This window comes from uncultured Oscillibacter sp., assembly GCF_910579365.1.
Taxonomy (GTDB): Bacteria; Bacillota; Clostridia; order Oscillospirales; family Oscillospiraceae; genus Oscillibacter.
In genome coordinates, this window is the sequence record NZ_CAJTUX010000010.1 from 26,295 (window position 1) to 51,577 (window position 25,283).

Below are 25,283 nucleotides of genomic sequence, written 5' to 3' on the forward strand. Positions count from 1 at the left end.
GTGGAGGTTTCATATGAGCACGATTCGCGTAGCCATCGACGGGCCTTCCGGCGCAGGGAAGAGCACCTTAGCCAGAGCCGCCGCCAAAGCCCTGGGATTTGTATATGTGGATACCGGCGCAATTTACCGAACTGTTGGGCTCTTCGCTCGGAAGCGCTCGGTCGCCCCCGGCGACGAGGCCGCTGTGGCGGCGATTCTGCCGCTGATACAGGTGGAGCTGCGCTATGATGCGGAGGGACAGCAGCGGACGCTGCTGAACGGACAGGACGTCAGCGAGGAAATCCGGCTGCCCGAGGTCTCCCGCTACGCCTCCGCCGTCTCCGCCTTGCCGCCGGTGCGGGCCTATCTGCTGGAAACCCAGCGGGAGCTGGCTCGAACATACAATGTGGTAATGGACGGACGGGATATCGGCACGGTGGTCCTGCCGGACGCGGAGGTCAAGGTTTTTCTTACAGCCTCCGTCCAGGTTCGGGCGCGGCGCCGCTGCCGCGAGCTGGAAGAACGGGGAACGCCCCAGCCCTTTGAGGAGGTGCTTCGGGACATTGAGGACCGGGACTGGCGGGATACCCACCGCGCCGCAGCGCCGCTGCGGCAGGCGGAGAACGCGGTACTGCTGGACACTTCGGCCCTGAACTTTCAGGAGAGCCTGCACGCGCTGCTGGCCATCGTCCGGGAAAGGACGGGCCTATGAAACCCTTCAACCGCCTGTTTGTCGTCGTTTATTATGTCGTGGGTCTCGTTACCAGAATCCTGCATCCCGTTTCTGTGGAGGGAATGGAGAAGCTGCCCAAAAGCGGCGTGCTGCTCTGCCCCAATCACTCCAGCAACTGGGACCCCATCTTGGTGGCACTGAGGCTGCCCATCAATTACCGGCTGCACATTATGGCGAAGGAGGAGCTGTTTCAAAATCCTCTTCTCGGCTGGCTTCTGCGAAAGGTGGGCGCGTTCCCGGTGAGCCGGGGCAACAACGACATCAACGCCGTCAAGCAGTCCATCCAGGCGCTGAAGGACGGCGATAACCTCCTGATTTTCCCGGAAGGCACCACTGTCCGTAACGGGATTGGGTACCTCGACGGTTTGCCTCCTCAGGCAAAAGCGGGAGTTGCCATGATTGGCGTTCGTACCGGAGCCACGCTGATACCGGTCTTTGTGGACGGGGAGAAGAAGCTGTTCCACCGGACCCGGATCATCTTCGGTGATCCCTATGTGCCCCAGTACACCGGCCGCCGGGGCACCTCGGAGGAGATGCAGAAAATTGCCGACGATTTGCTGGAGGCCGCCTATGCCCTGGGTGGTCAGGCTGTGGGAGGAAAGCCGCGATGCGGGTAATTTTAGCGGAGAGCGCCGGTTTTTGCTATGGCGTGCGCCGGGCGGTGGACTTGGCGCGCCAGACGGCAGAGGAGACGGGGCGCTGCTGGATGCTGGGAGACCTGATTCACAATACCCATGTTGTGGAAGCACTGAAAAGAGCTGGAATTCAACAGACTGAAAGTATAGACACTTTACAGCCTGGAGATGCGGTAATCATTCGCTCACACGGAGAGCCAAAGGAAATTTTGGACCATTTGGAGGCAAAAGGCGTTCGCTTGGTGGACGCCACCTGTCCCAATGTCCGCCGGATTCAGAATTTAGTGGCGGAGGCGGAAGCGGAGGGACGCACCCCGGTCATCATCGGGGATGCGGCGCATCCGGAGGTGGCGGGAATCGCCAGCCGCTGTGCCCATTCCCTGATTTTCAGCGGACCGGAAGAGGTGGAGGTTCGGCTGGAAAAGGACCCCGGCCTTCGGGAAACGCCCCTCACCGTGGTTGCTCAGACCACGTGTATTCGTGAACTTTTTGAAACTTCTTGGAAAATCGTAAAAAAAGAGTGTACAAACGCAAAAAAGTTTGATACAATATGTACCGCTACGCATAAGCGTCAGTCTGAAGCGGCCATACTCGCCGCGAAAGCGGACGTCATGGTCGTGGTAGGAGACCGTAAAAGCGCCAACACCAAACATTTGACGGAAATTTGCAAGGAGAGCTGCTCCCGCGTAATCCAGATCGAAAACGCGGACGAGCTCCCGCCGGATTTTTTCAGTGGTTGTTCTGTTGCGGGCCTTACGGCCGGTGCTTCCACGCCAGCGGGCATTATTAAGGAGGTATATGCAGCCATGAGTGAAGAAATCAAGACGATGGAGAACAACGAGGAGTCCTTTGAGGAACTGCTGAACCAGTCCTTCAAAACTTTAAATACAGGGGAGAAGGTAACCGGAATTGTCACCGCCATCACGCCGACGGAAGTGCAGGTGGATGTGGGCGCCAAGCAGGCGGCTTACATTAAGTTCAGCGAGCTGACCGACGACCCTGCCGCCAAGCCGGAGGACGTGGTGAAGGTCGGCGACGAGATTGAGACGTACATCGTCCGTGTCAACGACGTGGAGGGGTATGCCGAGCTCTCCAAGAAGCGGCTGGACGCTGTGAAGGTCTGGGAGAACATCGAGCAGGCCGTGGAGGAGAAGACCGTCATGGAGGGCACCGTCACCGAGGAGAACAAGGGCGGTATCGTGGTGTCGGTCAAGGGCGTGCGGGTGTTTGTTCCCGCCTCCCAGAGCGGTCAGCCCAGAGGCGCGGATCTCTCTGCCATGAAGGGGCAGAAGGTTCAGCTCCGCGTCACGGAGGTCAACCGCGCCCGCCGCCGGGTGGTCGGTTCCATCCGCTCCGTCTCCGACGAGGCCCGCCGGGCCGCCCAGGAGGAGATTTGGAACAACATCGAGGTGGGCAAGCGCTACACCGGGACCGTGAAGTCCATGACCAGTTACGGCGTGTTCGTCGACATCGGCGGCGTGGACGGCATGGTACATATCTCGGAGCTGAGCTGGAGCCGCATCAAGACTCCCTCCGAGGTATGCAAGGTCGGCGATACGATGGAGGTCTATGTCATCTCCTTTGATCCCGAGAAGCGGAAGATTTCCCTGGGCGTCAAGGACCACAATGTGGACCCCTGGCAGGTCTTTATGGATAAGTACTCCGTGGGCGACGTGGCTTCTGTCCGCGTTGTGAAGCTGATGACCTTCGGCGCTTTCGCCGAGGTGGTTCCCGGCGTGGACGGCCTGATTCACATTTCTCAGATCGCGGACCGCCGCATTGAGAAGCCGGAGGACGTGCTGTCCGAGGGGCAGATTGTGGATGCCAAGATTACCGCTGTCGACGAGGAGCGGAAAAAGATTTCCCTGTCCATCCGTGCTCTGCTGGCCCCCTCTGTGGAGGAGCCGGAAGAGGAGGAAGCCGGGGATGTGGAGGAGTAAGTCTCCGCAAACTGGCAAAACCTTTGAAATTTGAGGACAGGCCCGCTGGGCCTGTCCTTTTTTCACAAAAACATGTTATTTTTTTCACGTTTTCCCATTGCAATATTTTGGAAGAGATGTTATACTGTTGAACGTAGATGTCATACCATGGAAATTTTCCCTTCGTTTTTGGCGAAGAAATAGAACGGATTATTGGAGGAATCGACTATGAGCTATCAGGAGGAATACCGGCAGAAGCTGACCGGCGCGGAGGAGGCGGTGAAAGCCGTCCGGTCCGGCGACTGGCTGGATTACGGTTGGAGCGTCTGCTCTCCCAACGCCCTGGACAAGGCCCTTGCGGCCCGGATGGGAGAACTGACGGATTTGAAGCTCCGCGGCGGAATCCTGACCCGGCGGCCCGCCATTTTCGACGTGCCGGATGTTGCGGAGCGCATTACCTGGAACTCCTGGCATATGAGCGGCATAGAGCGCAAGGCCATCAAAGAGGGTTTTGCCTATTACATTCCCCTGCGTTACTCCGAGCTTCCAGGCTATTATCGGGACTGCATCAAGACTTTGGATGTGGCGATGTTCCAGGTGGCTCCCATGGACGAGCACGGATGGTTCAATTTCGGCCCCGGCGGCTCTCACATGAAAGCGGTCTGCGAATGCGCCAAGACCATTATTGTGGAAGTCAATCAGAATATGCCCGTGTGTCTGGGCGGCTTTGAGAACTGCGTCCATATCAGCGACGTGGCCATGATCGTGGAAGGGGAGAACCCGCCCATGGAGACCCTGGGCGGCGCCGGAACGGCCTCGGAAGTGGATCTGGCCGTCGCGAACCTGGTGGTGCCGGAGATTACCAACGGCGCCTGCCTCCAGCTTGGCATCGGCTCTATGCCCAGCGCCATCGGAAAAATGATCGCCGAGTCCGATTTGAAGGACTTGGGCGTACATACCGAGATGTACGTGGATGCCTTTGTGGACATGTCCAGGGCGGGCCGCATCACCGGCGCCTGCAAGCCCTTTGACCGGGGCCGGCAGACCTACGCCTTCGCTGCCGGCACGCAGAAACTGTATGATTTTCTGAACAACAACCCGGAGTGCATGGCCGCCCCGGTGAGCTATGTGAACGACATTGCCCGGGTGTCTCAGATTGAGAATTTCACGTCCATCAACGGCGCGGTGGACATTGACCTTTACGGCCAGGTGTCCTCCGAGTCCTCCGGAATCCAGCACATTTCCGGTGCCGGCGGCCAGCAGGACTTTGTGATGGGCGCCTATCTGGCCAAGGGAGGCAAGAGCTTCATCTGCTGTTCCTCTTCCTTTATGGACAAGAAGACTGGCCAGCTGAAGTCCCGCATCCGACCGACTTTGGTAGAGGGGTCCGTAGTCACCGCCACCCGTACCAATCTCCATTGGATCGTAACGGAATACGGCAAATTCAATGTCAAGGGAAAATCCACCTGGGAGAGGGCGGAGGGCCTGATCGGCCTGGCTCATCCCCAGTTCCGGGAAGAACTGATTGCCGAGGCGGAAAAAATGCACATCTGGCGGCGCTCGAATAAGCGCTGAGTCACCGCTCTTTGCGGGGCCTCTGCCGCATGGTGTTTGTCTCATCGAGTGGGTGCTTCGTTAAACAGCAGTTTGCAATCAATCATAGCATGGAACCATCAAATTTAGCATGGAATTCATAGTATCAAGAGGCAAACAACATATGCGGCGGAGGCCGCGACAGAGAAAGGGGTGTCCATGTTCCAAATCGGGGACCTGATCGTGCATCCCATGCATGGCGCTGGCGTCATTGCCGACGTCGTCCAGGAAAAAGTGGCGGGCACGATAAAGGAGTACTATGTATTCAAAATGCCGGTGGGGGGGTTGGTTCTGAAAATTCCAACCGCCAATTCACAAGCCATCGGCATTCGGTCCATCATTTCTCCTACGGAGGCGGAGGCTTTCTTTGACAGCATTCCCTCCCTGGAAGTCGAGTCGAGTCCAAACTGGAACAAGCGGTATCAGGAAAATCTTCTCCGCCTGAAAAGCGGGGACCTTAGTGAAGTGGCCCGAGTGGTAAAGGGCTTGATGCGGCGGGACTCCCGCCGGGGATTGTCCACCGGGGAAAGGAAAATGCTCCACAACGCAAAGCAGATTATCATCTCTGAGATTTCGCTGGTGCAGGGATGCGACTATCAGGATGTGGAGGCCCGGCTGGACCACGCGGTCATGCAGAAGCTGCCGGTCTCCCAGTGAGGCCCGCCGGGGCAGAGAGGGGTTTGGAATGCTGCCATTTTTCAAGAAAGTGCGGGAGGCCCGGAGACCCCGCTGCGCCGCGCTGGTGGCGGCGGCCGGGAGCTCGCAGCGGATGGGCGGCATCAACAAGCTGCTCCAGCCGCTGGACGGCGTGCCGGTATTGGTCCGAACGCTGACGGCGCTTCAATTCGCCGGAGGCGTGGACGAGATCGTTATCGCCGCCAGGGAGGAGGACATTTTGGAAATCTCCCAGCTATGCCGGACCTATGGAATCGCGAAGTGCACAAAGGTCGTCCGGGGCGGGGAGAGCCGGGTCCATTCCGTTTTGCTGGCCGCCCTGGAGGCTGCGCCGGAGACGGAGCTGCTGGCCGTACAGGACGGCGCCCGTCCCTTGGTGTCGCCGGAGCTGATCGACCGCGTGATCTCCGCTGCTGCCCGCTGTTCCGCCGCCGCCCCGGCCATCGCGGTAAAGGATACAATGAAGACATTTCGAGACGGAGGCGCGGTGGAGGAAACCCTGGACCGGGAACACCTCCGGGCCGTGCAGACGCCCCAGGTTTTTCAGGCGGGTCTTTTAAAGGCCGCACTTCAGTCCACCCTGGAGCAGGAAGTTCCCGTCACCGACGACGCTTCCGCCGTAGAGCGCCTGGGGAAGGTGGTCTTTTTGGTGGAGGGCGAGGAGGAGAACCTGAAAATTACCACGCCGCTGGACCTGGTGATCGCGGAGGCCATATTGCGGGCCAGAGAGGATGGAAGATGACAAACCTGCGTATTGGTCATGGCTATGACGTCCACCGGCTGGCGGAGGGGCGAAAGCTGATTCTGGGCGGTGTGGAGATTTCCTGGGAAAAGGGCCTGTTGGGGCACTCCGACGCCGACGTGCTGGTTCACGCCGTGATGGATGCTCTGGCAGGGGCTGCCCGGCTGGGGGACATTGGGAAGCTGTTCCCAGATACGGACCCCACCTACAAGGGTATCTCCAGCCTGCGGCTGCTGGCGGAGGTGGGAAAGCTTTTGCGGGAACGCAGGACCACTGTGGTGAACATTGACGCTACGCTGTTGGCTCAGGCGCCCAAGGTGGCGCCCTATAAGGCGAAAATGGCGGAAAACATCGCCGCCGCTTTGGGAATTGAGGAGGAACGGGTCAACGTCAAGGCAACCACGGAAGAGGGGCTTGGTTTCACCGGAGACGGCTCCGGCATGGCGGCCCACGCGGTGGCTTTGGTGGAAAAGATGCCATGAAAAAGCGAAGCCAGCCCTTGACATTCCAGACAGCGGGCTGGAGCGGGTTCAGGGGACCTATCTGCGGGACCGTTTCACCGCAAGGCTCCTATGCATAAAATAACACTGGAAGCCCTGTCCCTATGGCGGGGCTTTTTTGTGTCCGGCTTCCGCACCTTTTTCCCGGACTCCCATAGAATGGGAGGAAAGGAGGAGTGTTTTGTGGAGCACTATATCATCCTCGCCCGCTCCGTAACCTATGCCCAGCGGATGCAGAAGTCCCTGGGGCGGGCTGGCATCCGCTGCCATATTTTCCGCCCCCCCAGGGACCTGACGGAAATGGGCTGCGCCTATGCCGTGCGCATTGCGGTTTCCGATCTGCCGGAGGCCCTGACCGCTCTTCACCGGGACAATCTGGACCCCGTTCAAATATTCATGTATCAACAGGGGCTGTACCGGGAGGTGGGGCCATGATCTACTTCGACAGTGCGGCTACCAGCTTTCAAAAGCCTCCCGCTGTGGCCGCCGCCATGTGGGAGGCTCTTGCCTCCATGAGCTCGCCGGGGCGGGGAGGCTATCCCGCTGCGGAAAAGGCCGCCGATACGGCCTTCCAGTGCCGCTCGGAGCTGGCAGAACTCTTTGGCCTGCAAAATCCGGAGCAGGTGGTTTTTACGCTCAACGCCACCCACGCGCTGAATATCGCCATCAAGAGCCTGGTTCCCCCAGGGGGAAAGGCCGTGATCTCCGGCTATGAGCATAACGCGGTTACCCGGCCTCTCGCGGCGCTGAAAGCCCGTGTTTTTGTGGCTTGGGCGCCGCTCTTTGACCCGGCGGCGGCGGAAGAGGCGTTTGCCCGCCTGATTGGCCCCGATACGGACGCGGTGGTTTGCAGCCATGTTTCCAATGTCTTCGGCGCTGTTCAGCCGGTGGAGAAAATCGCCGAAATCTGCCGGAACCGAGGTGTGCCGTTTATCGTCGACGCCTCGCAGTCCGCAGGCGTCCTGCCCCTCAACATGACGGACCTGCGGGCCGCTTTTGCCGCCATGCCCGGACACAAGGGGCTTTACGGTCCCCAGGGCACTGGCGTGCTGCTCTGTGGGGAGGGCGTCTCCGCTCAGCCGCTTTTGGAAGGCGGCACCGGAAGTCTTTCCATTCAGCAGCAGATGCCGGATTTTCTGCCGGACCAATTGGAGGCCGGAACCCATAATATGCCTGGAATAGCGGGACTTCTGGCCGGCGTCCGCTACGTCCGCCGCCGAGGTCTGGACAAGATTCTGGACCATGAGTGGTACCTGACCCGCCTGGCTGTCCAAGGCCTGGAAAGTATTCCTGGTTTACAGCTTTACGCCTCGCCGGAGCTGCGCAATCAGACAGGGGTGCTTTCCCTTACCGCGAAGGGACGAGACGCGGAAGCTCTGGGCACGGCGCTGGCGGAGCGAGGCTTTGCCGTTCGGGCGGGGTTGCACTGCGCCCCCTACGCCCACCGCAGCGCCGGAACGCTGGACACCGGCACGGTCCGGCTCAGCTTCTCCGATTTCAACACGCCGGAGGAGGTTTCCCGCCTGATTTTTGCAATTCGCGGTATCCTGGGATAATTTTCTGAACAGTTCGTGAATTTTCCGGGAATTTTCCCTTGGTTTACCTTGCTTTTTACCGACAGGTTCTATATAATCTAATCTAAATGATTCGCAACCTGAAGCCAGATTTTTCATCGGAACCCATGCAGCCGCTGTTCCGGCGGCCGGGAGGAAAGGGATGACGACGTAAAAATGAATGTGACGCTGACAGAGCTGTGTGCCACCATTGGCCGGTATCTGCTGACAATTGAAGCCACCGATATTTTGGATATTGCCATTATGGCCTTCGCTCTTTATAAGGTGCTGACTTTGGTGCAGACTACCAAGGCCGCCAGTCTGCTGAAGGGACTGTTTGTGTTCCTGGCGGCGCTGCTTTTGAGTTATCTGTTTCAGCTCCACGGCATCTACTACCTGCTGAGCCGCATGGTGGAGGTGGGCGTGCTGGCGCTGATCATTCTCTTCCAGCCGGAGATTCGCCGGATTCTGGAGGAGATGGGCAGCCGGCGGATACTGGCCTTGTTTACCCGCGCGGAAAACGCCAGCGTCTTGGAACAGACCATTGAGCAGACCGTGCTGGCCTGCTCCGAGATGTCCCAGTCCCGTACCGGAGCGTTGATCGTGTTCGAGCGGGAAATCCTTCTGGACGACATGGTCCGCAGCGGCACGGTGCTGGACGCGGCGGTCTCCAGCGAGCTTTTGAAAAACATCTTCTTTGTCAAAGCGCCCATGCACGACGGCGCTGTCATCGTCCGCCACGGGCGGGTGCTGGGGGCAGGCTGCATGCTGCCCCTGAGCAAAAACGTGAACCTCTCCCGGGATCTGGGGATGCGGCACCGGGCCGGCATCGGCATGAGTGAAAACTCGGACGCGGTGGTGGTCATCGTGTCGGAGGAAACCGGCTCCATCTCCGTGGCTACCGGCGGAATGCTGAAACGGCATTTGAAGCCGGAGACGTTGGATAACCTCCTGCGGAATGAACTGCTTCCGCAGGAGGAATCCGAGACGGACAGGCCGAAATTCAGCCTGATGGGCCTTCTGCGCTCCAGAAAGGACGGGTGAGTATGGAAAGCGGAAAGACGGGACACCGCAGGGTTATTTACCTGCTGCTGTCCATTTTGGTGGCCTCCGGTATCTGGCTCTACGCCGATCTGACCACCGGCCCCAACAACACGGCCAGAACCGTAACCAGGGAATTCGAAGGGATTCCCATTGAATTTCTGTGGGAGGGTACCTTGACCGATCGGGGGCTGATGCTGGTGGAGGACGGCACGGACCTCTCCATCGACTTGACGCTGGAAGGCACCCGCTGGCTGATTTCCGAATTGGACCGTTCTCAAATACGGGTTACCGTCAGCCTTTTTGACGTTACCAGCGCCGGAGAACAGCGAATCAACTGGAGCATCAGCTATACCGACTCAAAATTCAGCCCCAGTACCATCCAGACGGAGGACGCCAGCTTCCAAATGGCCTCCGTCAACATCAGCGAACTCTACAGCCGGACCATTGATGTCAGCTGCGAGCTGGTGGGCAATGTGGCGGAGAACTGCTCCGCCGACCAGGTTCAGCTCTCCCACACGGAGGTTGAGGTCCGGGGACTTCAGGAGGACATCGATCCCATCAGCTATGCTAAGGTCACCTTGGACATCGGCAGCAGCGCGGCGGAGACCGTATCCAAAGATTTGGAACTGCAATACTACGATCAGAACGGACAGCTTTTGGACAAGTCCGGCATCCACGCCAACGCGGAAACGGTCCGGGCCACTCTGCCGGTATATGTCACCAAGGAGCTGCGCCTGGTGGTCAATTTCGTGGAATCTCCCGGACGCCGGATAAAGAACGCCCGGTATTATATCGAGCCGCAGACCATCCTTGTCTCCGGCGACGCTACACAGCTGAAAAATGTGGAGACGCTGAAGCTGGACGATTATGATCTGTCAGAGTTGGACACCACCGCCTCTGAGAATTACACCACCACCAACTACCCCATCATGCCCCCTGATGGCTGCCAGAACCTCAGCGGCGTCACCCGCGCCGCCCTGCGGATCCGCTTTGAGGATATGACCAGCGCCACGGTGGAAACGGAGAACATCACCTGGTCGAATCTGCCGGAGGGAAAATCGGTGGAGCTCTTGACCAGCAGCCTGCCGGTGAAGGTCTTCGGCACCGAGGCGGACGTTTCCGCCCTTACGCCGGAGGACATCTCCGTGACGCTGAACCTCGGCGATTACTCCGCCGCCTCCGGCACGTATACCGTTCCGGCGGAAGTGACCGTTGGGAAGGGTGACATCGGCATCAGCGGCGATTACCAGATTCAAGTGACCATTCGGGATGGCACCGGGGAGGAGGAAGAGCCCCCGGACGAGTCCCCGGAGGACCAGCCTGCGGCGGAATGACCGCCCGGGCACCCCAGATTGGGAGGATAAGATGACGCAGATTGCAACTGTAGAACGAATTTTGGACTCCGGCCACGCGGAGATATCCGTTCCCCGGAAATCGGCCTGCGGCCACGACTGCGAGGAGTGCGCCGGCTGCGGCGTCAGCGGCGCGGCGGTTCACGCCAGGGCGGCCAACCCAATCGGCGCCGCTCCGGGGCAGAAAGTGGTGGTGGAAAGCAGCACCCAAAAAATGCTCCGCATCGTCGCCCTGGTTTACTTGATTCCTGTGGCGCTGTTCTTCCTGGGCTATTTCCTGGCGATGGCGGTGACGGCCAGCGTGGCGGTTCAATATACCGCCGCCGTGGCAGGCTTTATCCTGGGCGTGTTGGGGGCCGTTGCATATGACCGCCGTCTCCGCGCCAAAGGGGGGCTGTCCTTTACCATTGTCCGACTGTTCTGATGTTTGGCTATGTCAGACCGCCCCAGGACCTGCCGGAGGAGGAGCGGAAGCGCTTTGGCCGGGCATACTGTGGTCTCTGCCATACCTTGGGAGAACGGTATGGCACGGCGGCCCGGTTTATCCTGAATTATGATTTTACCTTTCTGGCCATTCTTCTCAGCTGCCCGGAGGAGGGCCCCGTTTATCACGACCGCTGCGCCGCGCATCCCATTCACGGGCGGGAGAGGCTGGAGTCCAGCGAGGCGCTGGCCCTGGCGGCGGATGAGAGCGTAATCCTGGCCTATTGGCAGCTGCGGGACGGGGTGGAGGATCACGATTGGTTCCGCGGTCTGAAATACCGGAGCGTCTCCCGGATACTGGAGCCCGCCTACCGCAAGGCGGCAAAAGCCCGTCCGGAATTTGACCGGAGTACCCGCCGCCAGCTGGAACTGCTGGCGGCGCTGGAGAGGGAACAGTGCCCTTCCATGGATCAGGCGGCGGACACCTTTGCCGTGCTGCTGCAAGGGGCTGCCCGGGCGGTGGACGAGCCGGTCCGCCGCCGGGTACTGGAGCAACTGCTGTATCATTTGGGCCGGTGGATTTATCTGGTGGATGCGGCGGATGATCTGGTGAAGGATTTCCGCTCCGGCTGCTATAACCCGGTGGCGCTGCGCTATGGATTGGAACAGGGCCTCTGGACGGAGGAGAGCCGCTGGAGCTTTGCGGCCACCCTGGACCACTCCATTCATATGATGGTCACAGCTTACGAACTTTGGGACTTCGGCGTGTGGACGCCGGTTTTGGAAAAAACCCTCTATACCGGCCTTTTCCATGTGGGCAAGGCGGTGCTGGACGGCACCTTCCGGCGCGGGGGCAATCAGAGAGAAACACAGGAGAGAAGCACATGAATGATCCCTATCAGGTACTTGGCATTGCAGAGAGCGCCTCGGACGAGGAAGTCAAGCGGGCATATCGGGAGCTGGCCAGGAAGTATCACCCGGACAATTACCAAGACAATCCGCTGGCGGATTTGGCTCAGGAGAAGATGAAGGAGATCAACGCCGCTTATGAGGAGATCAACAAGCGGCGCAGCGGCGGCGGAAGGCCGGGCGCTTCCGGCGCTTCCGGCTATGCCGGAGGCTGGCAGCAGCAGTACGGCTCCGGCGGTTCCTCGGTTCTTCAGCAGGTCCGCGCCGCCATTCAGATGGGGGACATCGCCCGCGCGGAGGCGCTGCTGAACAACACCGGCGACCATGGCGCGGAGTGGAATTTCTTAAAGGGCGCGGTGTGCTACCGCCGGGGCTGGATGGACGAGGCGCTGCGGTATTATCAGACCGCCTGCCAGATGGAACCGGGCAATCCCGAATACCGGAGGGCCTTGAATCTGATGCAGAACGGATCGCCTTACCGGCCTGGGGGAGAGCCCTTCGGCACGCTGTGCGCCGGAAATCCCTGCCTGACTTTGTGTTGCGCGTATACGCTCTGCAATGGGGGCTATTGCTGCCTTTGAGATAGGGGGAGATTGACTTGATTAAGAGTATGACCGGCTATGGCCGGGCGAGAGAGACCAGAAACAGTCGGGATATTACCGTGGAGGTCCGGGCGGTTAACAACCGCTATCTGGACTGCACGGTGAAGATGCCCCGACTGTATATCTTTGCTGAAGACATGCTGAAGCAGCGGGTTCAGCGGGCGGTTTCCCGGGGAAAGATAGATGTTTTTGTCACGGTGGACGCCTCCGCCGCCGACGTCACCAAGGTGGCTGTCAACCGGGAACTTGCGGGACAATACGCCGCCGCGCTGAGGGAATTGGCGGAGGTCTGCGGTTCCGCCGCATATTCCATCACACCGGAGGCGTTGGCGCGTTTTCCGGACGTCCTCAACGTCACCAAGGCGGATGAGGACCTGGATACCGTTACCGCCGACCTTTGCGCCGTGCTGGACGCGGCGCTGGAGGCGTTCAACGAGATGCGAAGCGTGGAAGGCGCCCGTCTGGCGGAGGACATTGGAAACCGACTCAACACCATTGAGCGCTGTACGGCTCAGGTGGAGGCCCGCTCTCCGGAGACGGTGGCGGAATACCGGGCAAAGCTCACCACGCGGATGCAGGAGGTACTGCAAAGCGTTTCCATCGATCCCCAGCGTATTTTGACGGAGGCCGCCATCTATGCGGACAAAGTCGCCGTTGACGAGGAGACGGTGCGGCTCAGAAGTCACGTGGCCCAACTGCGAACCATGTTGGAATCCGCCGAACCCATGGGCCGGAAGATGGATTTCCTCATTCAGGAGGTCAACCGGGAGGCTAATACCATCGGCTCCAAATGCGGCGACGTCTCCATCGCCCAAGTGGTGGTAAACTTAAAGGCGGAAGTGGAGAAAATGCGGGAACAGGTTCAGAATATCGAGTAATTATGGAATTTATCAATATCGGTTTCGGGAGCATGGTCTCCCGGGAGCGGGTGGTGGCCATTGTCGGTCCCGATTCCGCCCCGATCCGCCGTATGACCCAGGAAAGCCGGGAGCGGGGGATGCTGATTGACGCCACCTATGGGCGAAAAACCGCGTCGATCTTCATTATGGACAGCGACCACGTGATTTTGTCAGCTCTGCCGCCTGAGAAATTCGGAATCGCGGCAGACACAAAGGAGGAGAATACATGAAAAAGGGAAAGACATTTATTGTGTCCGGGCCCTCCGGCGTGGGAAAGGGCAGCGTTTTGAAGGTTCTTCTGGAAAAACGGAAAGATATCTATGTCTCCGTTTCCGCCACCACCCGCCCGCCAAGGGAGGGGGAGGAAAACGGAGTTCACTACCATTTTTTGGATGTGGAGACCTTTCATGACTGGATTGCGCGGGATGCGTTTCTGGAGTATGCCGAATATGTAGGCAATTTCTACGGCACGCCCAAGCGCTTCGTGGACGAGGCCATGGACGAGGGACGGGATGTGATTCTGGAAATTGACGTACAGGGGGCGCTGCAAATTGCCCATAAGCGCCCGGATGCTATTTTGATCTTCATCGCGCCTCCCAGCTGGGAAGAGCTGGAGCGCCGCCTGACCCTTCGGGGCACCGACAGTCCGGAAAAAATCCAGAAACGCCTTCTGCGGGCCAAGGTGGAATGCCAGACTGCCGCAGCATACCACTATTTCGTCATCAATGATACCATTGAGAACGCCGCCATGGAACTGGACGCCATCATGACGGCGGAGCACTGCCGTTCCATGGACCGCATGGAGATCATTACCGAGCAATAACCTTCATACGATGAAAATCAGAAAGGAAGTCGATGCAATCATGATGCTGTATCCCGCCATGAGCAAACTCAATTCTTATATTCCCAACCGCTACATGCTGGTGAACGTGGTGGCCCGCCGGGCCCGTCAAATCGCCGAGGATGCGGAAATTACCGGCCTTCATCTGGACGAAAAGCCGGTAACGCTGGCCATTCACGAGGTGGCCGAGGGCAAGCTGACTGCCGGCAGTCTGGACCTGGCCGGGGAAGAGGCCTGATTTCGCGGCATGGAGACCGCGGCTATTGTAAAAGTGGCGGTCAGCGCCGCACCTTATTTCATCGACAAACCCTATGACTATTTTGTGCCGGAGGCCCTGGCGGACAAAGCCGTTCCCGGCGTGCGGGTCACCGTGCCCTTTGGCCGGGGAAACCGGCTGTCGGAGGGGGTAATCCTCGCCAGGACCGAGGGGAAAAAAGTACAGGGACTGAAAGCGGTTTCGGCTGTGCTGGACCGGGAGCCGGTATTGGACAGCGCCGGATTGGCCCTGGCGCTCTGGATGCGGCAGCGTTATTTCTGCACCATGTTTGAGGCGGTGAAGACCATCCTCCCCGCTGGTCTTTGGTATCAGATTCAGGAGATCTGGCGTATACAGGGAGAACTGGACCCCGCCGCTGCGGAAGCTGCCGCAGGGGGAATTTCCCATGGGGCGGAGGTTTGGAAGACCTTGGTCCATTCCGGCGGCTCCGCCGCGCTGGAGGAGCTGCGGGACGTTCATGGGGAGGGCGTACTCCCGGTTCTGCGGGCATTGGAGAAAGCGGGAATTGTTTGGGTGGAGACCGCCGCGAAGCAAAAGGTCTCCGATAAAACCCGCCGCATGGCCGAGCTGGCTCTCAGCGCCGAGGAGGCGCTGGCAGAGGTGAAGCGGCGTGCGTCTCCAGCCCGCTTCGAGGTGGTCCGGCTGCTGGCCTCCGCCGGAAAGACTGCCTGTACGGAGATCAGCTATTTTACCGGCGCTTCCATGCGCACGCTCCGCGGAATGGAGAAGGCGGGTCTTTTGAAGTTTTCCGAGGCGGAGGAGCTGCGGCTTCCCTCCGCCGTCAGTGTGGAGCCAGGTCCCCCGATTGTCCTGAATGAAGAGCAGCAGGCAGCACTGGACCTTTTCTTGAAACTGGCGGAAGAGGGGCGGGCCTCCGGAGCGCTTTTGCTGGGCGTCACCGGCAGCGGAAAGACCCAGGTCTATTTGCGGCTGGTCCAGGAAATACTGTCCGGGGGGAAAAACGCCATCGTCCTGGTGCCGGAGATTGTTCTGACGCCTCAGATGATGGGAAAGTTCTCCTCCTATTTCGGCGGGGATGTGGCCATGCTCCACAGCGGACTGCGTATGACGGAGCGCTACGACCAGTGGAAGCGGATTCGCCGGGGAGAGGTCCGGGTGGTATTGGGAACCCGTTCCGCCATTTTTGCCCCTCTGCAAAATCTGGGCGTTATCATTCTGGATGAGGAGCAGGAGGGCAGCTACCAATCGGAAAATCCGCCCCGGTATCACACCCGGGACGTTGCCAAATATCTGTGCGCCAGGGACAAGGCGCTGCTGGTCCTGGGTTCCGCCACGCCCTCTATTGAGACGGCTTGGGCGGCGGAGACGGGGCAGTACCGCAAAGCGCTGCTGCGTTGCCGGTACAACGACCGCAGTCTGCCTCAAGTGTTGATCGCAGACCTCCGTCAGGAAATCAAGGCCGGAAATCCCGGTCTGATCGGGGCGGACCTCCGGCAGGAGCTGGAGCGGAACCTTCAGAATGGGGAACAGAGCATCCTCTTCCTGAACCGCCGGGGCAGCAGCCGCTATGTGCTGTGCGGTGAGTGCGGCTATGTACCGGAGTGCCCCCGATGCAGCGCGCCGCTGACGTATCACTCCGCCAATGGGCGGCTGATGTGCCATCACTGCGGCCATTCTCAAAGGAGCTTGGAAGCCTGCCCAGTCTGCGGAGGCATCATGAAGCAGATCGGGACAGGCACACAAAAAGTGGAAGAGGAGCTCTCCTTGCTGCTGCCCGGCGCGGAGGTCCTGCGGATGGACGCCGACACGGCGGCGGGAGGGCATGAGAAGCTGCTGCGCCGGTTTGAAAAAGAACGCATTCCCATTTTGCTGGGCACCCAGATGGTGGCCAAGGGACTGGACTTTGAAAACGTGACCTTAGTCGGCGTTCTGGCCGCCGACCTTTCGCTGTATCTGGACAATTACCGGGCGGCGGAGCGGACCTTCAGCCTGCTGACCCAGGTGGTGGGCCGGGCGGGCCGGGGCGGGAAAACCGGCCGGGCCGTGATTCAGACCTACACGCCGAACAACGACGTAATTCAGTGCGCCGCCCGGCAGGATTACGACCGCTTTTATGAAAGCGAACTGCGGGTGCGCCGCCTGCGCCGTCTTCCTCCTTTTGCGGACCTCTTCACGATTACGATTTCCGGAGTAGAGGAGGGCGCGGTGCTGCGGGCCGCCATAGGCGTGCGGGATGTGCTCCGGCAGAGCGGAAATGAGGAGGTTCTGGGCCCCGCGCCCGCTCCGATTCTGAAGGTCAACAACCGCTACCGTTACCGGATTTTGCTGGTGGGAAAAAACGATAAAGGAACCAGAGAACGGATCGGCGGATTGCTGCGGTCTTTCGCTGGAAACAGCGCCAACCGCGGATTCAATATTTTCGCAGAGTGCAACGCTGCGGAGTAGGAGGTTCAAACATGGCATTGCGTAAAATCGTGGAACAGGGAGAGGACTGCCTGAATAAGGTCTGCCGTCCTGTGACGGAGTTCAATCCGCGCCTGCACGCGCTGATGGATGATCTGGTGGAAACCTTATCGCACGCGGAGGGCATGGGCTTGGCCGCGCCTCAGGTGGGAATTCTCCGAAGGGTCTGTGTGGTTATGGACGAGGAATCGGAGGAATATATCGAGCTGGTAAACCCGGAGATCATCCATCAAAGCGGGGAGCAGACGGGGCCGGAAGGCTGCCTCAGCGTCCCCGGCAAGTGGGGGCTGGTCACACGGCCCAACTATGTTCGCGTGCGGGCACAGGATCGGAACGGCGCTTGGTTCGAGATCGAAGGAGAGGGGCTGACCGCCCGCTGCTACTGCCATGAGCTGGAACATTTGGATGGACATCTCTATACCGAACACATTGACCGCTTTCTGACGGATGAGGAAGTAGAGGAGTATTTCAGGAAGGAAGAAGGGGAAGAGTGATGCGCATTCTCTTTATGGGAACGCCGGAATTTGCGGTGGAATCCCTCCGGCGTCTGACGGAGGACGGGCATGAAATCTGCGGCGTTTTTACACAGCCGGATAAGCCGAAAAATCGCGGACATAAGCTGGCCTTCACACCTGTAAAGGAATACGCCATTACGAAAGAATTGATGGTTTACCAGCCGGCGTCTCTGCGGAATGAGGCGGCTTTGGAGCAGGTTCGCGCTCTGGCGCCGGAGCTCATCGTTGTGGCGGCGTATGGAAAACTGCTGCCGGAGGAGATTTTGAACGTACCGCCTCTGGGGTCCGTCAATGTGCATTCTTCGCTCCTGCCGAAATACCGGGGGGCAGCCCCTATCAACTGGGCGGTGCTGAACGGGGAAACGCATACCGGCGTCACCATTATGTATATGGCCAAGGAGCTGGACGCCGGTGACATCATTCTGCAAAAATCTACACCCATCGGCGAAACCGAGGATGCACAGGCGCTTACCGCCCGGCTGGCAAGGCTGGGGGCGGAGACCCTGTCGGCAGCCGTTGAGGCTCTGGCGGCGGGAACGGCGGCCCGGACGCCTCAGAATCATGAGTTGCACACTTATGCGCCCATGCTGGGGAAGGAGTTGTCTCCCGTGGATTGGACCCGCACTGCCCACGAGATCAGCTGTCAAGTCCGGGGGCTTCTGCCTTGGCCCTGCGCGGTGACGGATGTGATCAGCGGCGAGGAGATGAAGCTCTACGGCGTCCTGGAGACCGGAGAAGCAACCGCCGCGCGTCCCGGCGTCATCACGGCGGCGGGGAAGCAGGGAATCGACATCGCCTGCGGCGACGGAAAGGTTCTTCGGATAATGGAGCTCCAGGCCAAAGGCGGAAAACGCATGTCTGCCGCCGCATATTTATTGGGACATCCCATTCAACGATGAAATTCGAGGGTCTATATGCCTTATTATTATAGTAGCTACGGGGACTTTCTGGCCAACAACATCTATTTCCTTCTGCTGATTCCGGTGATGATTCTCTCCCTCTGGGCTCAGGCTCAGGTCAGCGGCAGCTTCAAAAAGTACAGCCGGGTTCCCAACCGGCGGCGGCTTACCGGGGCGCAGGCGGCAGAGGCTGTGCTGCGGGCCAACGGGGTTTACGACGTTTCCATCCGTTCCACCTGGGGCAGTTTGACGGACCACTACGACCCCAGAGACAACACCATTTACCTCTCCCAGCCTGTTTATGGCGCCGCCACTGTGGCGGCGGTGGGCGTAGCGGCCCACGAGGCGGGTCATGCCGTTCAGTATGCGGTGGGGTACGCGCCCATCCGCCTGCGGAACGCCATTGTCCCCCTGACAAATCTGGGGTCCCGCTGCTCCATTCTCTTGCTTCTGGCGGGGATGCTGCTGTATAGTCAGAGTTTATTTCTCGTGGGAATCCTCCTCTTTTCTTTGACCACCTTTTTTCAGCTGGTGACGCTGCCGGTGGAGTTCAACGCCTCTCACCGGGCAATGGAAACCCTTGAGGAACGCGGGCTTTTGGATGGCGAGGAGCTGCCCGGAGCCAGGAAGGTTCTGCGGGCGGCGGCGTTAACCTATGTGGCGGCGCTGCTGATGTCGGCTTTGCAGCTGCTGCGTTATGTGCTGATTTTCCTCGGCCGGAGCAATCAAGGCGACCGCCGGGGACACGGGCGAAGATGAGCGCGCGGAAGCAAGCGCTGTCCGTTCTCACTGCCTGCCGCGTGCGGGGAGCTTGGGCGGACGCCGCGCTGAACGCAGGACTGGAGCAGCTTTCCGCCGCCGACGCGGGGCTGTGCAGCCGGATTGTGTACGGCGTGATTCAAAACGAGACTCTGCTGGATTTTTATCTCTCCGGCTTCTGCTCTCAGAAGCTGGACCATTTGCAGCCGCCGCTGGCGGATATTTTGCGGATCGGCGCTTACCAGATTCTGTTTCTGGACCGGGTTCCGGACAGCGCCGCCGTCCATACCTCCGTGGAATTGGCCAAGGGGGCGGGCCGGGGGCAGGCGGCAGGACTGGTGAACGCCGTGCTCCGGCGGCTCTGCCGGGAAAAGGGCGCGCTGCCTGCCATCCCGGACCGGAATGAGGCGGCGTATCTCTCCATCCGCTACAGCCATCCCAAGTGGTTGGTGAAGCGGCTTTTGGCGCTGCTGGGCAGAGAGGGGACAGAGGCGTTCCTTCGCGCCGGCAACGGCCAGCCGCCTACCGCCGTCCAGATCAATACCTGCCGTTTTACTGCGGAGCAGACAGCAGAGACTTTGCTGGCAGAGGGCGTACGGGCGGAACCTCATCCCTGGCTGCCGGACTGCCTGCTCCTTTCCGGAACCGGAAACCTGGAGCGTCTGAAGGCTTTCCAAATGGGAGCGTTTTATGTACAGGACCCGGCGGCGCGGCTGGCGGTTCTGGCGGCGGACATACGGCCTGGAAGCCGGGTGCTGGATGTCTGTGCCGCCCCAGGAGGAAAGTCCTTTGCCGCTGCCATGGCGATGGGAGACCGGGGAGAGATCGTCTCCTGTGATCTCCACGAAAACAAGCTCAAGCGCATCCGGGAGAGCGCCGTTCGTCTTGGCGTCTCGTCCATACAAACGGAAGCCGCCGACGGGCGGCAGTGCCGTCCGGAATGGCGGAACCGCTTTGACGCAGTGCTGGTGGACGCCCCTTGCTCCGGCTTGGGGATTCTGCGAAAAAAGCCGGATATCAGGCGAAAGAAGGCAGACAGTCTCTTTGCGCTGCCGGTGCTCCAAAACGCCATATTGGATAACGCCGCCGGCTATGTTCGCCCTGGCGGCACGCTGCTCTACTCCACCTGCACTATTTTGCCGGAGGAAAACGAAGGGGTTACGGACGCCTTTATGGGGCTCCATCCGGAGTTTTCAAAGGAGAGCTTCACGCTGCCCGGACCCATCGGAAGAACCGATGGGCAGGCGGCGCTGTGGCCGCACCTCCACGGCACCGACGGCTTTTACATCTGCCGCATGACGCGGCGCGTTTAACCGAGGCATTTATGATCGATTTGAAATCCATGACGCTCCCGGAGCTGCGGGAGCTGGTGGGAAAGATGGGAGAACCGGCCTTTCGGGCCAAGCAGATATTTACTTGGATGAGCCGGGGCGTGACATCTTTCGACGAGATGTCAAACCTCTCCCGGCCTTTTCGGGAACGGCTTCAGGAGACCTGCCTGCTGACGGTTCCGCGCGTGGCCAGAAAGCAGGTCTCCGCCAAAGACGGCACCGTCAAATATCTATGGGAACTGACGGACGGCAACTGCATTGAGTCGGTGCTCATGCGTTACCGTCACGGAAACACGGTCTGCATTTCCTCTCAGGTGGGCTGTCGGATGGGCTGCGCCTTTTGTGCGTCCACCATAGCCGGAAAGGTCCGGGATTTGACGCCGGGAGAGCTGCTGGACCAGGTGATCTTTACACAGAAGGACTCCGGAGCCCTCATTTCCAATATTGTGCTGATGGGCATTGGCGAGCCGATGGATAATCTGGACGCTGTGCTGAAGTTTCTGGAGATTGTCAACAGTCCGGACGGGCTGAACATTGGAATGCGGCATATCTCTCTTTCGACCTGCGGCGTACTTCCGGGTATCCGGCGTCTTTCGGAGTTGGGGCTGCAATTGACGCTGTCCGTCTCCCTCCACGCTCCGGACCGTGAGACCCGCTCCCGAATCATGCCGGTAAACCGGGCCTTCGACGTGGAGGAACTGTTCGCCGCCTGTCACAACTATTTTCGGAAAACCGGGCGGCGAATCTCCTTTGAGTACGCCATGATTGACGGCGTCAACGACCAGGACTGGCAGGCGGACCTCATCGCCAGACGCCTGCGGGGAATGCCTGGCCACGTGAACCTGATTCCGCTGAATGACGTGACGGAAAGTCCCTTCCGGCCCTCCCGCCGGATGGCGGCGTTCCAAAAACGTTTGGAATCCCATGGCGTTACCGCCACTGTGCGGCGAAGCCTGGGCGGAGATATAGACGCCGCCTGCGGACAGCTCCGCAGGAAGGCGGAAGCAGAGAAAGGGGAGGTTTCCCAATGACAAACATATGGAGCATCACCGATACGGGTCTCGTCCGTAAAGAGAATCAGGACGCCTTTGCGGTGATGGAAGCCTTTGGCCACACGATCTGCGTGGTCTGCGACGGGATGGGCGGCTCCGCCGGCGGAAAGCTGGCCAGCCGCATCGCGGTGGATACCTTTTCCGCGGAAATGGAAAAGCGACTCTCTGCCGGCACGAAGCCGGACCGGCTGCGGGAGATATCCGTAGTGGCAGTGGCCCTGGCAAACCGCGCCGTGCGGGAAGCGGCCAGAAGCTCCGTGGACTACCGGAACATGGGAACCACTCTGGTCTCCGCCGTCTCGTTTGACGGCGGCGTGGTGATTGCCAATGTGGGGGACAGCCGGGCCTATCACATTACAAAGGACCGCATTGTCCAGGTCACCCGCGACCACTCTCTGGTGGAGCATATGGTGGAACGGGGAGACATCACGGCGGAGGAGGCCCGGCGCCATCCCAACCGCAATCTGATCACCCGGGCTCTGGGACCGGATGTGGACCCGGAGTGTGATTGCTATACCTGCCAGCTGGCGCCGGGGGACTTTCTGCTCCTCTGCACCGACGGCCTGGTAAACACGGTGACGGACCAGGAGATTTTGACGGAGGTCCTCCGGGAAGATACGGAGACCTGCATGGACCGGCTGCTGAACCTCTCCAAAAGCCGGGGCGCGTCGGACAATGTGACCGTCGTTTTGGCGAGGAATCTATAAGGAAGGAGGAGCTGTATGGATCAATACATTGGAAAAATGCTGGACAACCGCTATGAAATTCTGGAACGCATCGGGACCGGAGGCATGGCGGTGGTCTATAAGGCAAAATGCCACCGGCTCAACCGCCTTGTCGCGCTCAAAATATTAAAAAGCGATTTGGCGCAGGACGAGGACTTCCGCCGCCGCTTTAACGCGGAATCCCAGGCCGTTGCCCAGTTGTCCCACCCCAATATCGTGTCCGTCTACGATGTCAGCCGGGGAGGGGACACGGAATATATCGTCATGGAGCTCATCGACGGCATCACCCTGAAGCAGTATATGGAAAAGCGGGGCCAGCTGAACTGGCGGGAATCCCTGCACTTTATCACCCAGATCATGCGGGGACTCAGCCACGCTCACAGCCGTGGCATCGTCCACCGGGACATCAAGCCGCAAAACGTGATGGTGCTCCGGGACGGCAGCGTAAAGGTGGCGGATTTCGGCATTGCCTGCCTGGAAAATTCCGCCCAGACCCTAACTCAGGAGGCCCTGGGCTCCGTCCACTATATCTCCCCGGAACAGGCGAGAGGGGAACGGACCGACGCCCGGAGCGACATCTATTCCTCCGGAGTTGTCATGTATGAAATGCTGACCGGCCGGCTGCCCTTTGAGGGGGATTCCGCCGTATCCGTGGCCATTCAGCACCTCAGTGCCGTGCCTTTGGCGCCCAGAGAGCTGAATCCGGAAATTCCTCCCCAGCTGGAGCTGATCTGCATGAAAGCCATGACGCCGGATCTGAACCGGCGCTATGTCTCGGCCGACGCCATGATTGCCGATCTGGAGGACTTTCGGAAGAATCCCAATATCAACCTGGATTTCACTATGATGGACCTCCGTCCGGAGGAGCCCACCGAACCCACGCAGCCCATCCGCACTTATGATCAGACACTCCATCCGACCCCCAAAAACCGGGAACGCCGCCGGGACTATGAAGACGAGTACGATCCTCCCCGCCGGAGCGGGGGCGCGGGTGTAAAAGTCCTGCTGGGTATCGCCACCATTCTGGCACTGGCATTGGCGGTGGTGCTGTTCCGCATGGTATCCGACTCCCTGAAGCAGCCGGAGGCCCCCCAGACCTACACGGTGCCCTCCCTCCTGGGCTATACGCTGGAACAGGCCAAGGAGCTTGCGGAAGTGAAGGATATCTTTACGTTGGTGAAGAAGGGGAGCGTGTTCAGCGATTACCCTGTGGACACCATTGCCCAGCAGAATCCCACGGAGGGACGGCACCAGAAGGGTGACAATTTGGAAATTGAGGTCTGGCTCAGCGCCGGGGAAGACACCGGCGAAATGCTGGACGTTACCAATAAAACCGTGGCGCAGGCCAACGTTCTTCTCAAGGGCCTGAAAGAAAAATATAATCTGGAAATCATCGCCGACGAGGCGGAAATGGAGTTCAACGACAGTGTCACGGAGGGCTATATTATCCGCAGTGAGCCCGCCGAGATGGAGCCGCTGAAAAACGGCGACATAATCCGACTGATCGTCAGCAAGGGACCGGAGAAGAAGGAGGTCGTTGTCCCCCGGTTTGTGGATCAGCCCATTGACAAGGTTCTCCGGGAGCTGGTGGACACCTGGCACTTGACCTGTACGGAGGCGGATATTGAGTATGTGGAGAGCGACCAGGACCCGAACACCGTCATCTGGCAAAGCCTGGAGGAAACCAGCAAGGTGAAGGAATGGGACACCATCAAATTCCGCGTCAGCAAAGGCATCACCAACGTGACCAGAGAGCTGAGCATCGAACTGCCTCAGGATGACCGAACCACTGTTCAGGTGGACGTGTACGTGGGAGATGAAGAGAATCCCCAATACTCTGAGCGGGTAAGCTGCGCTGACCTCACCGCCCACGCCATGCTCACCGGCTCAGGTACGAAGACCGTCAAGGTCTATTTCGACGGCGTATTGGACCAGAGCAAGACCCACGAGTTCCAATTTACCTGATATGACGGGACGCATTCAAAAAGCCCTCAGCGGCTTCTATTACGTGAATAATGGCGAGACCATCCTGACCTGCCGGGCCAGGGGGAAATTCCGAAAAGAGGGAATTTCCCCTCTGGTAGGGGACCAGGTGGAGGTCCGGGAGTTGGGCAACGGTGAGGGCTTTGTGGAGAAGATTTTGCCTCGCCGGAACGCCTTCTCCCGGCCTGCCGTGGCCAACATTGACCAATTGGTGGTGATTGCCTCCGCCGCCATTCCCAAAACAGACCCCTTCCTCATTGACCGGGTAGCCGCCATTGCCGCGCTGAAAGACTGCCGGGTGGTTGTGGCGCTGAATAAGTGCGATCTGGACCGGGCGGATGCGCTTTATGAGATTTACCATGCCGCGGGCTTTCCGACCCTGCGGCTCAGCGCGGAGACCAGGGAGGGAATGGAGGAACTGACTGCCCTAATTTCCGGAAAGCTTTCTGCCTTTACAGGGAACTCCGGCGTAGGAAAATCCAGCATTCTGAATGCCTTGGATCCCGACTTTCACTTACAGGTGGGCGAGGTCAGTACCGCCTTGGGAAGAGGCCGTCACACGACGCGCCATGTGGAACTGCACTGCCTCTCTTGTGGGGCGGAGGTAGTGGATACTCCCGGTTTTTCTTCCTTTGACGCTGAAGAGCTGGACCTGGAGCTGAAGCGCCGCCTGCCGGAAACCTTTCTGGAATTCGCTCCCTACCTGGAAAGCTGCCGCTTTGTGGGATGCAGCCATACCCGCGAAAAGGGCTGTGCCGTTTTGGAAGCTCTTCGCCAGGGAGAAATTCAAAAGAGCCGGCATGCCAGCTATCTTCGCCTCTATGAAGAGCTGAAACCCCTTCGGGATTGGCAGGGAAAAAAATAACCAGCGCCGCTTCGGTATCCGAAGCGGCGTTCCTTTTTATCGCGGGCCGGCCTT

27 protein-coding genes are annotated in these 25,283 nt (G+C 59.5%); all 27 read left to right on the plus strand.

The features are described from left to right. The first annotated feature begins 13 nt into the window (after positions 1 to 13). Positions 14 to 691 (plus strand): (d)CMP kinase, encoded by a 678-nt coding sequence (gene cmk, locus QZ329_RS04520; protein ID WP_295748774.1) that lies wholly within the window; start codon positions 14 to 16, stop codon positions 689 to 691. Next, the gene (locus tag QZ329_RS04525) at positions 688 to 1,329 is read left to right on the plus strand and encodes a lysophospholipid acyltransferase family protein (protein WP_295748776.1); all 642 of its coding nucleotides are present in this window, start codon (positions 688 to 690) and stop codon (positions 1,327 to 1,329) included. The genes cmk and QZ329_RS04525 overlap by 4 nt, the downstream gene beginning before the upstream one ends. Continuing rightward, on the plus strand, positions 1,320 to 3,287 hold the full coding sequence (locus QZ329_RS04530; protein WP_295748780.1) for a bifunctional 4-hydroxy-3-methylbut-2-enyl diphosphate reductase/30S ribosomal protein S1: 1,968 nt from the start codon (positions 1,320 to 1,322) through the stop codon (positions 3,285 to 3,287). The genes QZ329_RS04525 and QZ329_RS04530 overlap by 10 nt, the downstream gene beginning before the upstream one ends. Positions 3,288 to 3,494: 207 nt before the next feature. Then, positions 3,495 to 4,841: a butyryl-CoA:acetate CoA-transferase gene (locus QZ329_RS04535; RefSeq protein WP_295748783.1), complete on the plus strand. Its 1,347-nt coding sequence runs from the start codon at positions 3,495 to 3,497 to the stop codon at positions 4,839 to 4,841. Positions 4,842 to 5,018: 177 nt separating this feature from the next. Then, positions 5,019 to 5,516, plus strand: a complete 498-nt coding sequence (locus tag QZ329_RS04540) for a CarD family transcriptional regulator (protein WP_295748786.1) — start codon at positions 5,019 to 5,021, stop codon at positions 5,514 to 5,516. Between the two features lie 28 nt (positions 5,517 to 5,544). Then, positions 5,545 to 6,276 carry a 2-C-methyl-D-erythritol 4-phosphate cytidylyltransferase gene (gene ispD / locus QZ329_RS04545; RefSeq protein ID WP_295748788.1) on the plus strand — a complete coding sequence of 244 codons (732 nt, stop codon included), beginning with the start codon at positions 5,545 to 5,547 and terminating at the stop codon, positions 6,274 to 6,276. Continuing rightward, positions 6,273 to 6,758, plus strand: coding sequence for a 2-C-methyl-D-erythritol 2,4-cyclodiphosphate synthase (gene ispF / locus QZ329_RS04550; protein ID WP_295748791.1), 486 nt, complete (start codon positions 6,273 to 6,275; stop codon positions 6,756 to 6,758). The genes ispD and ispF overlap by 4 nt, the downstream gene beginning before the upstream one ends. Positions 6,759 to 6,959: 201 nt before the next feature. Further along, a complete protein-coding gene (locus QZ329_RS04555) occupies positions 6,960 to 7,211 on the plus strand; it encodes a DUF3343 domain-containing protein (RefSeq protein ID WP_295748794.1) in 252 nt (83 codons plus the stop codon). Beyond that, the gene (locus QZ329_RS04560) at positions 7,208 to 8,332 is read left to right on the plus strand and encodes an aminotransferase class V-fold PLP-dependent enzyme (RefSeq protein ID WP_295748797.1); all 1,125 of its coding nucleotides are present in this window, start codon (positions 7,208 to 7,210) and stop codon (positions 8,330 to 8,332) included. The genes QZ329_RS04555 and QZ329_RS04560 overlap by 4 nt, the downstream gene beginning before the upstream one ends. A gap of 174 nt (positions 8,333 to 8,506) precedes the next feature. Beyond that, a complete protein-coding gene (gene cdaA / locus QZ329_RS04565; protein ID WP_295748799.1) occupies positions 8,507 to 9,373 on the plus strand; it encodes a diadenylate cyclase CdaA in 867 nt (288 codons plus the stop codon). 2 nt (positions 9,374 to 9,375) lie between these two features. Next, complete coding sequence (locus tag QZ329_RS04570) at positions 9,376 to 10,707, plus strand: CdaR family protein (RefSeq protein ID WP_295748802.1); 1,332 nt, start codon at positions 9,376 to 9,378, stop codon at positions 10,705 to 10,707. Positions 10,708 to 10,738: 31 nt separating this feature from the next. Continuing rightward, a complete protein-coding gene (locus QZ329_RS04575) occupies positions 10,739 to 11,149 on the plus strand; it encodes a SoxR reducing system RseC family protein (protein WP_295748805.1) in 411 nt (136 codons plus the stop codon). After that, complete coding sequence (locus tag QZ329_RS04580; protein ID WP_295748807.1) at positions 11,149 to 12,036, plus strand: DUF5685 family protein; 888 nt, start codon at positions 11,149 to 11,151, stop codon at positions 12,034 to 12,036. The genes QZ329_RS04575 and QZ329_RS04580 overlap by 1 nt, the downstream gene beginning before the upstream one ends. After that, on the plus strand, positions 12,033 to 12,638 hold the full coding sequence (locus QZ329_RS04585; RefSeq protein WP_295748809.1) for a DnaJ domain-containing protein: 606 nt from the start codon (positions 12,033 to 12,035) through the stop codon (positions 12,636 to 12,638). Before QZ329_RS04580 ends, QZ329_RS04585 begins: the two co-directional genes overlap by 4 nt. A gap of 17 nt (positions 12,639 to 12,655) precedes the next feature. Then, positions 12,656 to 13,537 carry a YicC/YloC family endoribonuclease gene (locus tag QZ329_RS04590; RefSeq protein WP_295748813.1) on the plus strand — a complete coding sequence of 294 codons (882 nt, stop codon included), beginning with the start codon at positions 12,656 to 12,658 and terminating at the stop codon, positions 13,535 to 13,537. 2 nt (positions 13,538 to 13,539) lie between these two features. Continuing rightward, the gene (locus QZ329_RS04595) at positions 13,540 to 13,788 is read left to right on the plus strand and encodes a DUF370 domain-containing protein (protein WP_295748816.1); all 249 of its coding nucleotides are present in this window, start codon (positions 13,540 to 13,542) and stop codon (positions 13,786 to 13,788) included. Continuing rightward, the gene (gene gmk, locus QZ329_RS04600; RefSeq protein WP_295748818.1) at positions 13,785 to 14,381 is read left to right on the plus strand and encodes a guanylate kinase; all 597 of its coding nucleotides are present in this window, start codon (positions 13,785 to 13,787) and stop codon (positions 14,379 to 14,381) included. Before QZ329_RS04595 ends, gmk begins: the two co-directional genes overlap by 4 nt. 40 nt (positions 14,382 to 14,421) lie before the next feature. Then, positions 14,422 to 14,637, plus strand: a complete 216-nt coding sequence (rpoZ, locus tag QZ329_RS04605) for a DNA-directed RNA polymerase subunit omega (protein WP_295748821.1) — start codon at positions 14,422 to 14,424, stop codon at positions 14,635 to 14,637. 9 nt (positions 14,638 to 14,646) lie between these two features. Next, positions 14,647 to 17,082, plus strand: a complete 2,436-nt coding sequence (gene priA / locus QZ329_RS04610; RefSeq protein WP_295748824.1) for a primosomal protein N' — start codon at positions 14,647 to 14,649, stop codon at positions 17,080 to 17,082. An 11-nt stretch (positions 17,083 to 17,093) separates the two neighbouring features. Beyond that, complete coding sequence (gene def, locus QZ329_RS04615; RefSeq protein ID WP_295748827.1) at positions 17,094 to 17,594, plus strand: peptide deformylase; 501 nt, start codon at positions 17,094 to 17,096, stop codon at positions 17,592 to 17,594. Then, entirely contained in the window at positions 17,594 to 18,514 is a 921-nt protein-coding gene (gene fmt, locus QZ329_RS04620) for a methionyl-tRNA formyltransferase (RefSeq protein ID WP_295748829.1), read from the plus strand. Before def ends, fmt begins: the two co-directional genes overlap by 1 nt. Before the next feature lie 15 nt (positions 18,515 to 18,529). Then, positions 18,530 to 19,273: a zinc metallopeptidase gene (locus QZ329_RS04625; RefSeq protein WP_295748832.1), complete on the plus strand. Its 744-nt coding sequence runs from the start codon at positions 18,530 to 18,532 to the stop codon at positions 19,271 to 19,273. Beyond that, the gene (gene rsmB / locus QZ329_RS04630) at positions 19,270 to 20,586 is read left to right on the plus strand and encodes a 16S rRNA (cytosine(967)-C(5))-methyltransferase RsmB (protein ID WP_295748836.1); all 1,317 of its coding nucleotides are present in this window, start codon (positions 19,270 to 19,272) and stop codon (positions 20,584 to 20,586) included. The genes QZ329_RS04625 and rsmB overlap by 4 nt, the downstream gene beginning before the upstream one ends. Positions 20,587 to 20,597: 11 nt before the next feature. Beyond that, positions 20,598 to 21,635 carry a 23S rRNA (adenine(2503)-C(2))-methyltransferase RlmN gene (gene rlmN / locus QZ329_RS04635; protein WP_295748839.1) on the plus strand — a complete coding sequence of 346 codons (1,038 nt, stop codon included), beginning with the start codon at positions 20,598 to 20,600 and terminating at the stop codon, positions 21,633 to 21,635. Beyond that, positions 21,632 to 22,363, plus strand: a complete 732-nt coding sequence (locus QZ329_RS04640; protein WP_295748841.1) for a Stp1/IreP family PP2C-type Ser/Thr phosphatase — start codon at positions 21,632 to 21,634, stop codon at positions 22,361 to 22,363. The genes rlmN and QZ329_RS04640 overlap by 4 nt, the downstream gene beginning before the upstream one ends. A gap of 15 nt (positions 22,364 to 22,378) precedes the next feature. Next, complete coding sequence (pknB, locus tag QZ329_RS04645) at positions 22,379 to 24,346, plus strand: Stk1 family PASTA domain-containing Ser/Thr kinase (RefSeq protein ID WP_295748843.1); 1,968 nt, start codon at positions 22,379 to 22,381, stop codon at positions 24,344 to 24,346. A gap of 1 nt (position 24,347) precedes the next feature. Continuing rightward, positions 24,348 to 25,229: a ribosome small subunit-dependent GTPase A gene (gene rsgA / locus QZ329_RS04650; protein ID WP_295748846.1), complete on the plus strand. Its 882-nt coding sequence runs from the start codon at positions 24,348 to 24,350 to the stop codon at positions 25,227 to 25,229. Positions 25,230 to 25,283 lie beyond the last annotated feature (54 nt).

Bases quoted from the DNA above. Each gene is read 5' to 3' on its own strand.
- cmk (WP_295748774.1), top strand. From the start codon at position 14: ATGAGCACGATTCGCGTAGCCATCGACGGGCCTTCCGGCGCAGGGAAG.
- QZ329_RS04525 (WP_295748776.1), top strand. From the start codon at position 688: ATGAAACCCTTCAACCGCCTGTTTGTCGTCGTTTATTATGTCGTGGGT.
- QZ329_RS04530 (WP_295748780.1), top strand. From the start codon at position 1,320: ATGCGGGTAATTTTAGCGGAGAGCGCCGGTTTTTGCTATGGCGTGCGC.
- QZ329_RS04535 (WP_295748783.1), top strand. From the start codon at position 3,495: ATGAGCTATCAGGAGGAATACCGGCAGAAGCTGACCGGCGCGGAGGAG.
- QZ329_RS04540 (WP_295748786.1), top strand. From the start codon at position 5,019: ATGTTCCAAATCGGGGACCTGATCGTGCATCCCATGCATGGCGCTGGC.
- ispD (WP_295748788.1), top strand. From the start codon at position 5,545: ATGCTGCCATTTTTCAAGAAAGTGCGGGAGGCCCGGAGACCCCGCTGC.
- ispF (WP_295748791.1), top strand. From the start codon at position 6,273: ATGACAAACCTGCGTATTGGTCATGGCTATGACGTCCACCGGCTGGCG.
- QZ329_RS04560 (WP_295748797.1), top strand. From the start codon at position 7,208: ATGATCTACTTCGACAGTGCGGCTACCAGCTTTCAAAAGCCTCCCGCT.
- cdaA (WP_295748799.1), top strand. From the start codon at position 8,507: ATGAATGTGACGCTGACAGAGCTGTGTGCCACCATTGGCCGGTATCTG.
- QZ329_RS04570 (WP_295748802.1), top strand. From the start codon at position 9,376: ATGGAAAGCGGAAAGACGGGACACCGCAGGGTTATTTACCTGCTGCTG.
- QZ329_RS04575 (WP_295748805.1), top strand. From the start codon at position 10,739: ATGACGCAGATTGCAACTGTAGAACGAATTTTGGACTCCGGCCACGCG.
- QZ329_RS04580 (WP_295748807.1), top strand. From the start codon at position 11,149: ATGTTTGGCTATGTCAGACCGCCCCAGGACCTGCCGGAGGAGGAGCGG.
- QZ329_RS04585 (WP_295748809.1), top strand. From the start codon at position 12,033: ATGAATGATCCCTATCAGGTACTTGGCATTGCAGAGAGCGCCTCGGAC.
- QZ329_RS04595 (WP_295748816.1), top strand. From the start codon at position 13,540: ATGGAATTTATCAATATCGGTTTCGGGAGCATGGTCTCCCGGGAGCGG.
- gmk (WP_295748818.1), top strand. From the start codon at position 13,785: ATGAAAAAGGGAAAGACATTTATTGTGTCCGGGCCCTCCGGCGTGGGA.
- rpoZ (WP_295748821.1), top strand. From the start codon at position 14,422: ATGATGCTGTATCCCGCCATGAGCAAACTCAATTCTTATATTCCCAAC.
- priA (WP_295748824.1), top strand. From the start codon at position 14,647: ATGGAGACCGCGGCTATTGTAAAAGTGGCGGTCAGCGCCGCACCTTAT.
- def (WP_295748827.1), top strand. From the start codon at position 17,094: ATGGCATTGCGTAAAATCGTGGAACAGGGAGAGGACTGCCTGAATAAG.
- fmt (WP_295748829.1), top strand. From the start codon at position 17,594: ATGCGCATTCTCTTTATGGGAACGCCGGAATTTGCGGTGGAATCCCTC.
- QZ329_RS04625 (WP_295748832.1), top strand. From the start codon at position 18,530: ATGCCTTATTATTATAGTAGCTACGGGGACTTTCTGGCCAACAACATC.
- rsmB (WP_295748836.1), top strand. From the start codon at position 19,270: ATGAGCGCGCGGAAGCAAGCGCTGTCCGTTCTCACTGCCTGCCGCGTG.
- rlmN (WP_295748839.1), top strand. From the start codon at position 20,598: ATGATCGATTTGAAATCCATGACGCTCCCGGAGCTGCGGGAGCTGGTG.
- QZ329_RS04640 (WP_295748841.1), top strand. From the start codon at position 21,632: ATGACAAACATATGGAGCATCACCGATACGGGTCTCGTCCGTAAAGAG.
- pknB (WP_295748843.1), top strand. From the start codon at position 22,379: ATGGATCAATACATTGGAAAAATGCTGGACAACCGCTATGAAATTCTG.
- rsgA (WP_295748846.1), top strand. From the start codon at position 24,348: ATGACGGGACGCATTCAAAAAGCCCTCAGCGGCTTCTATTACGTGAAT.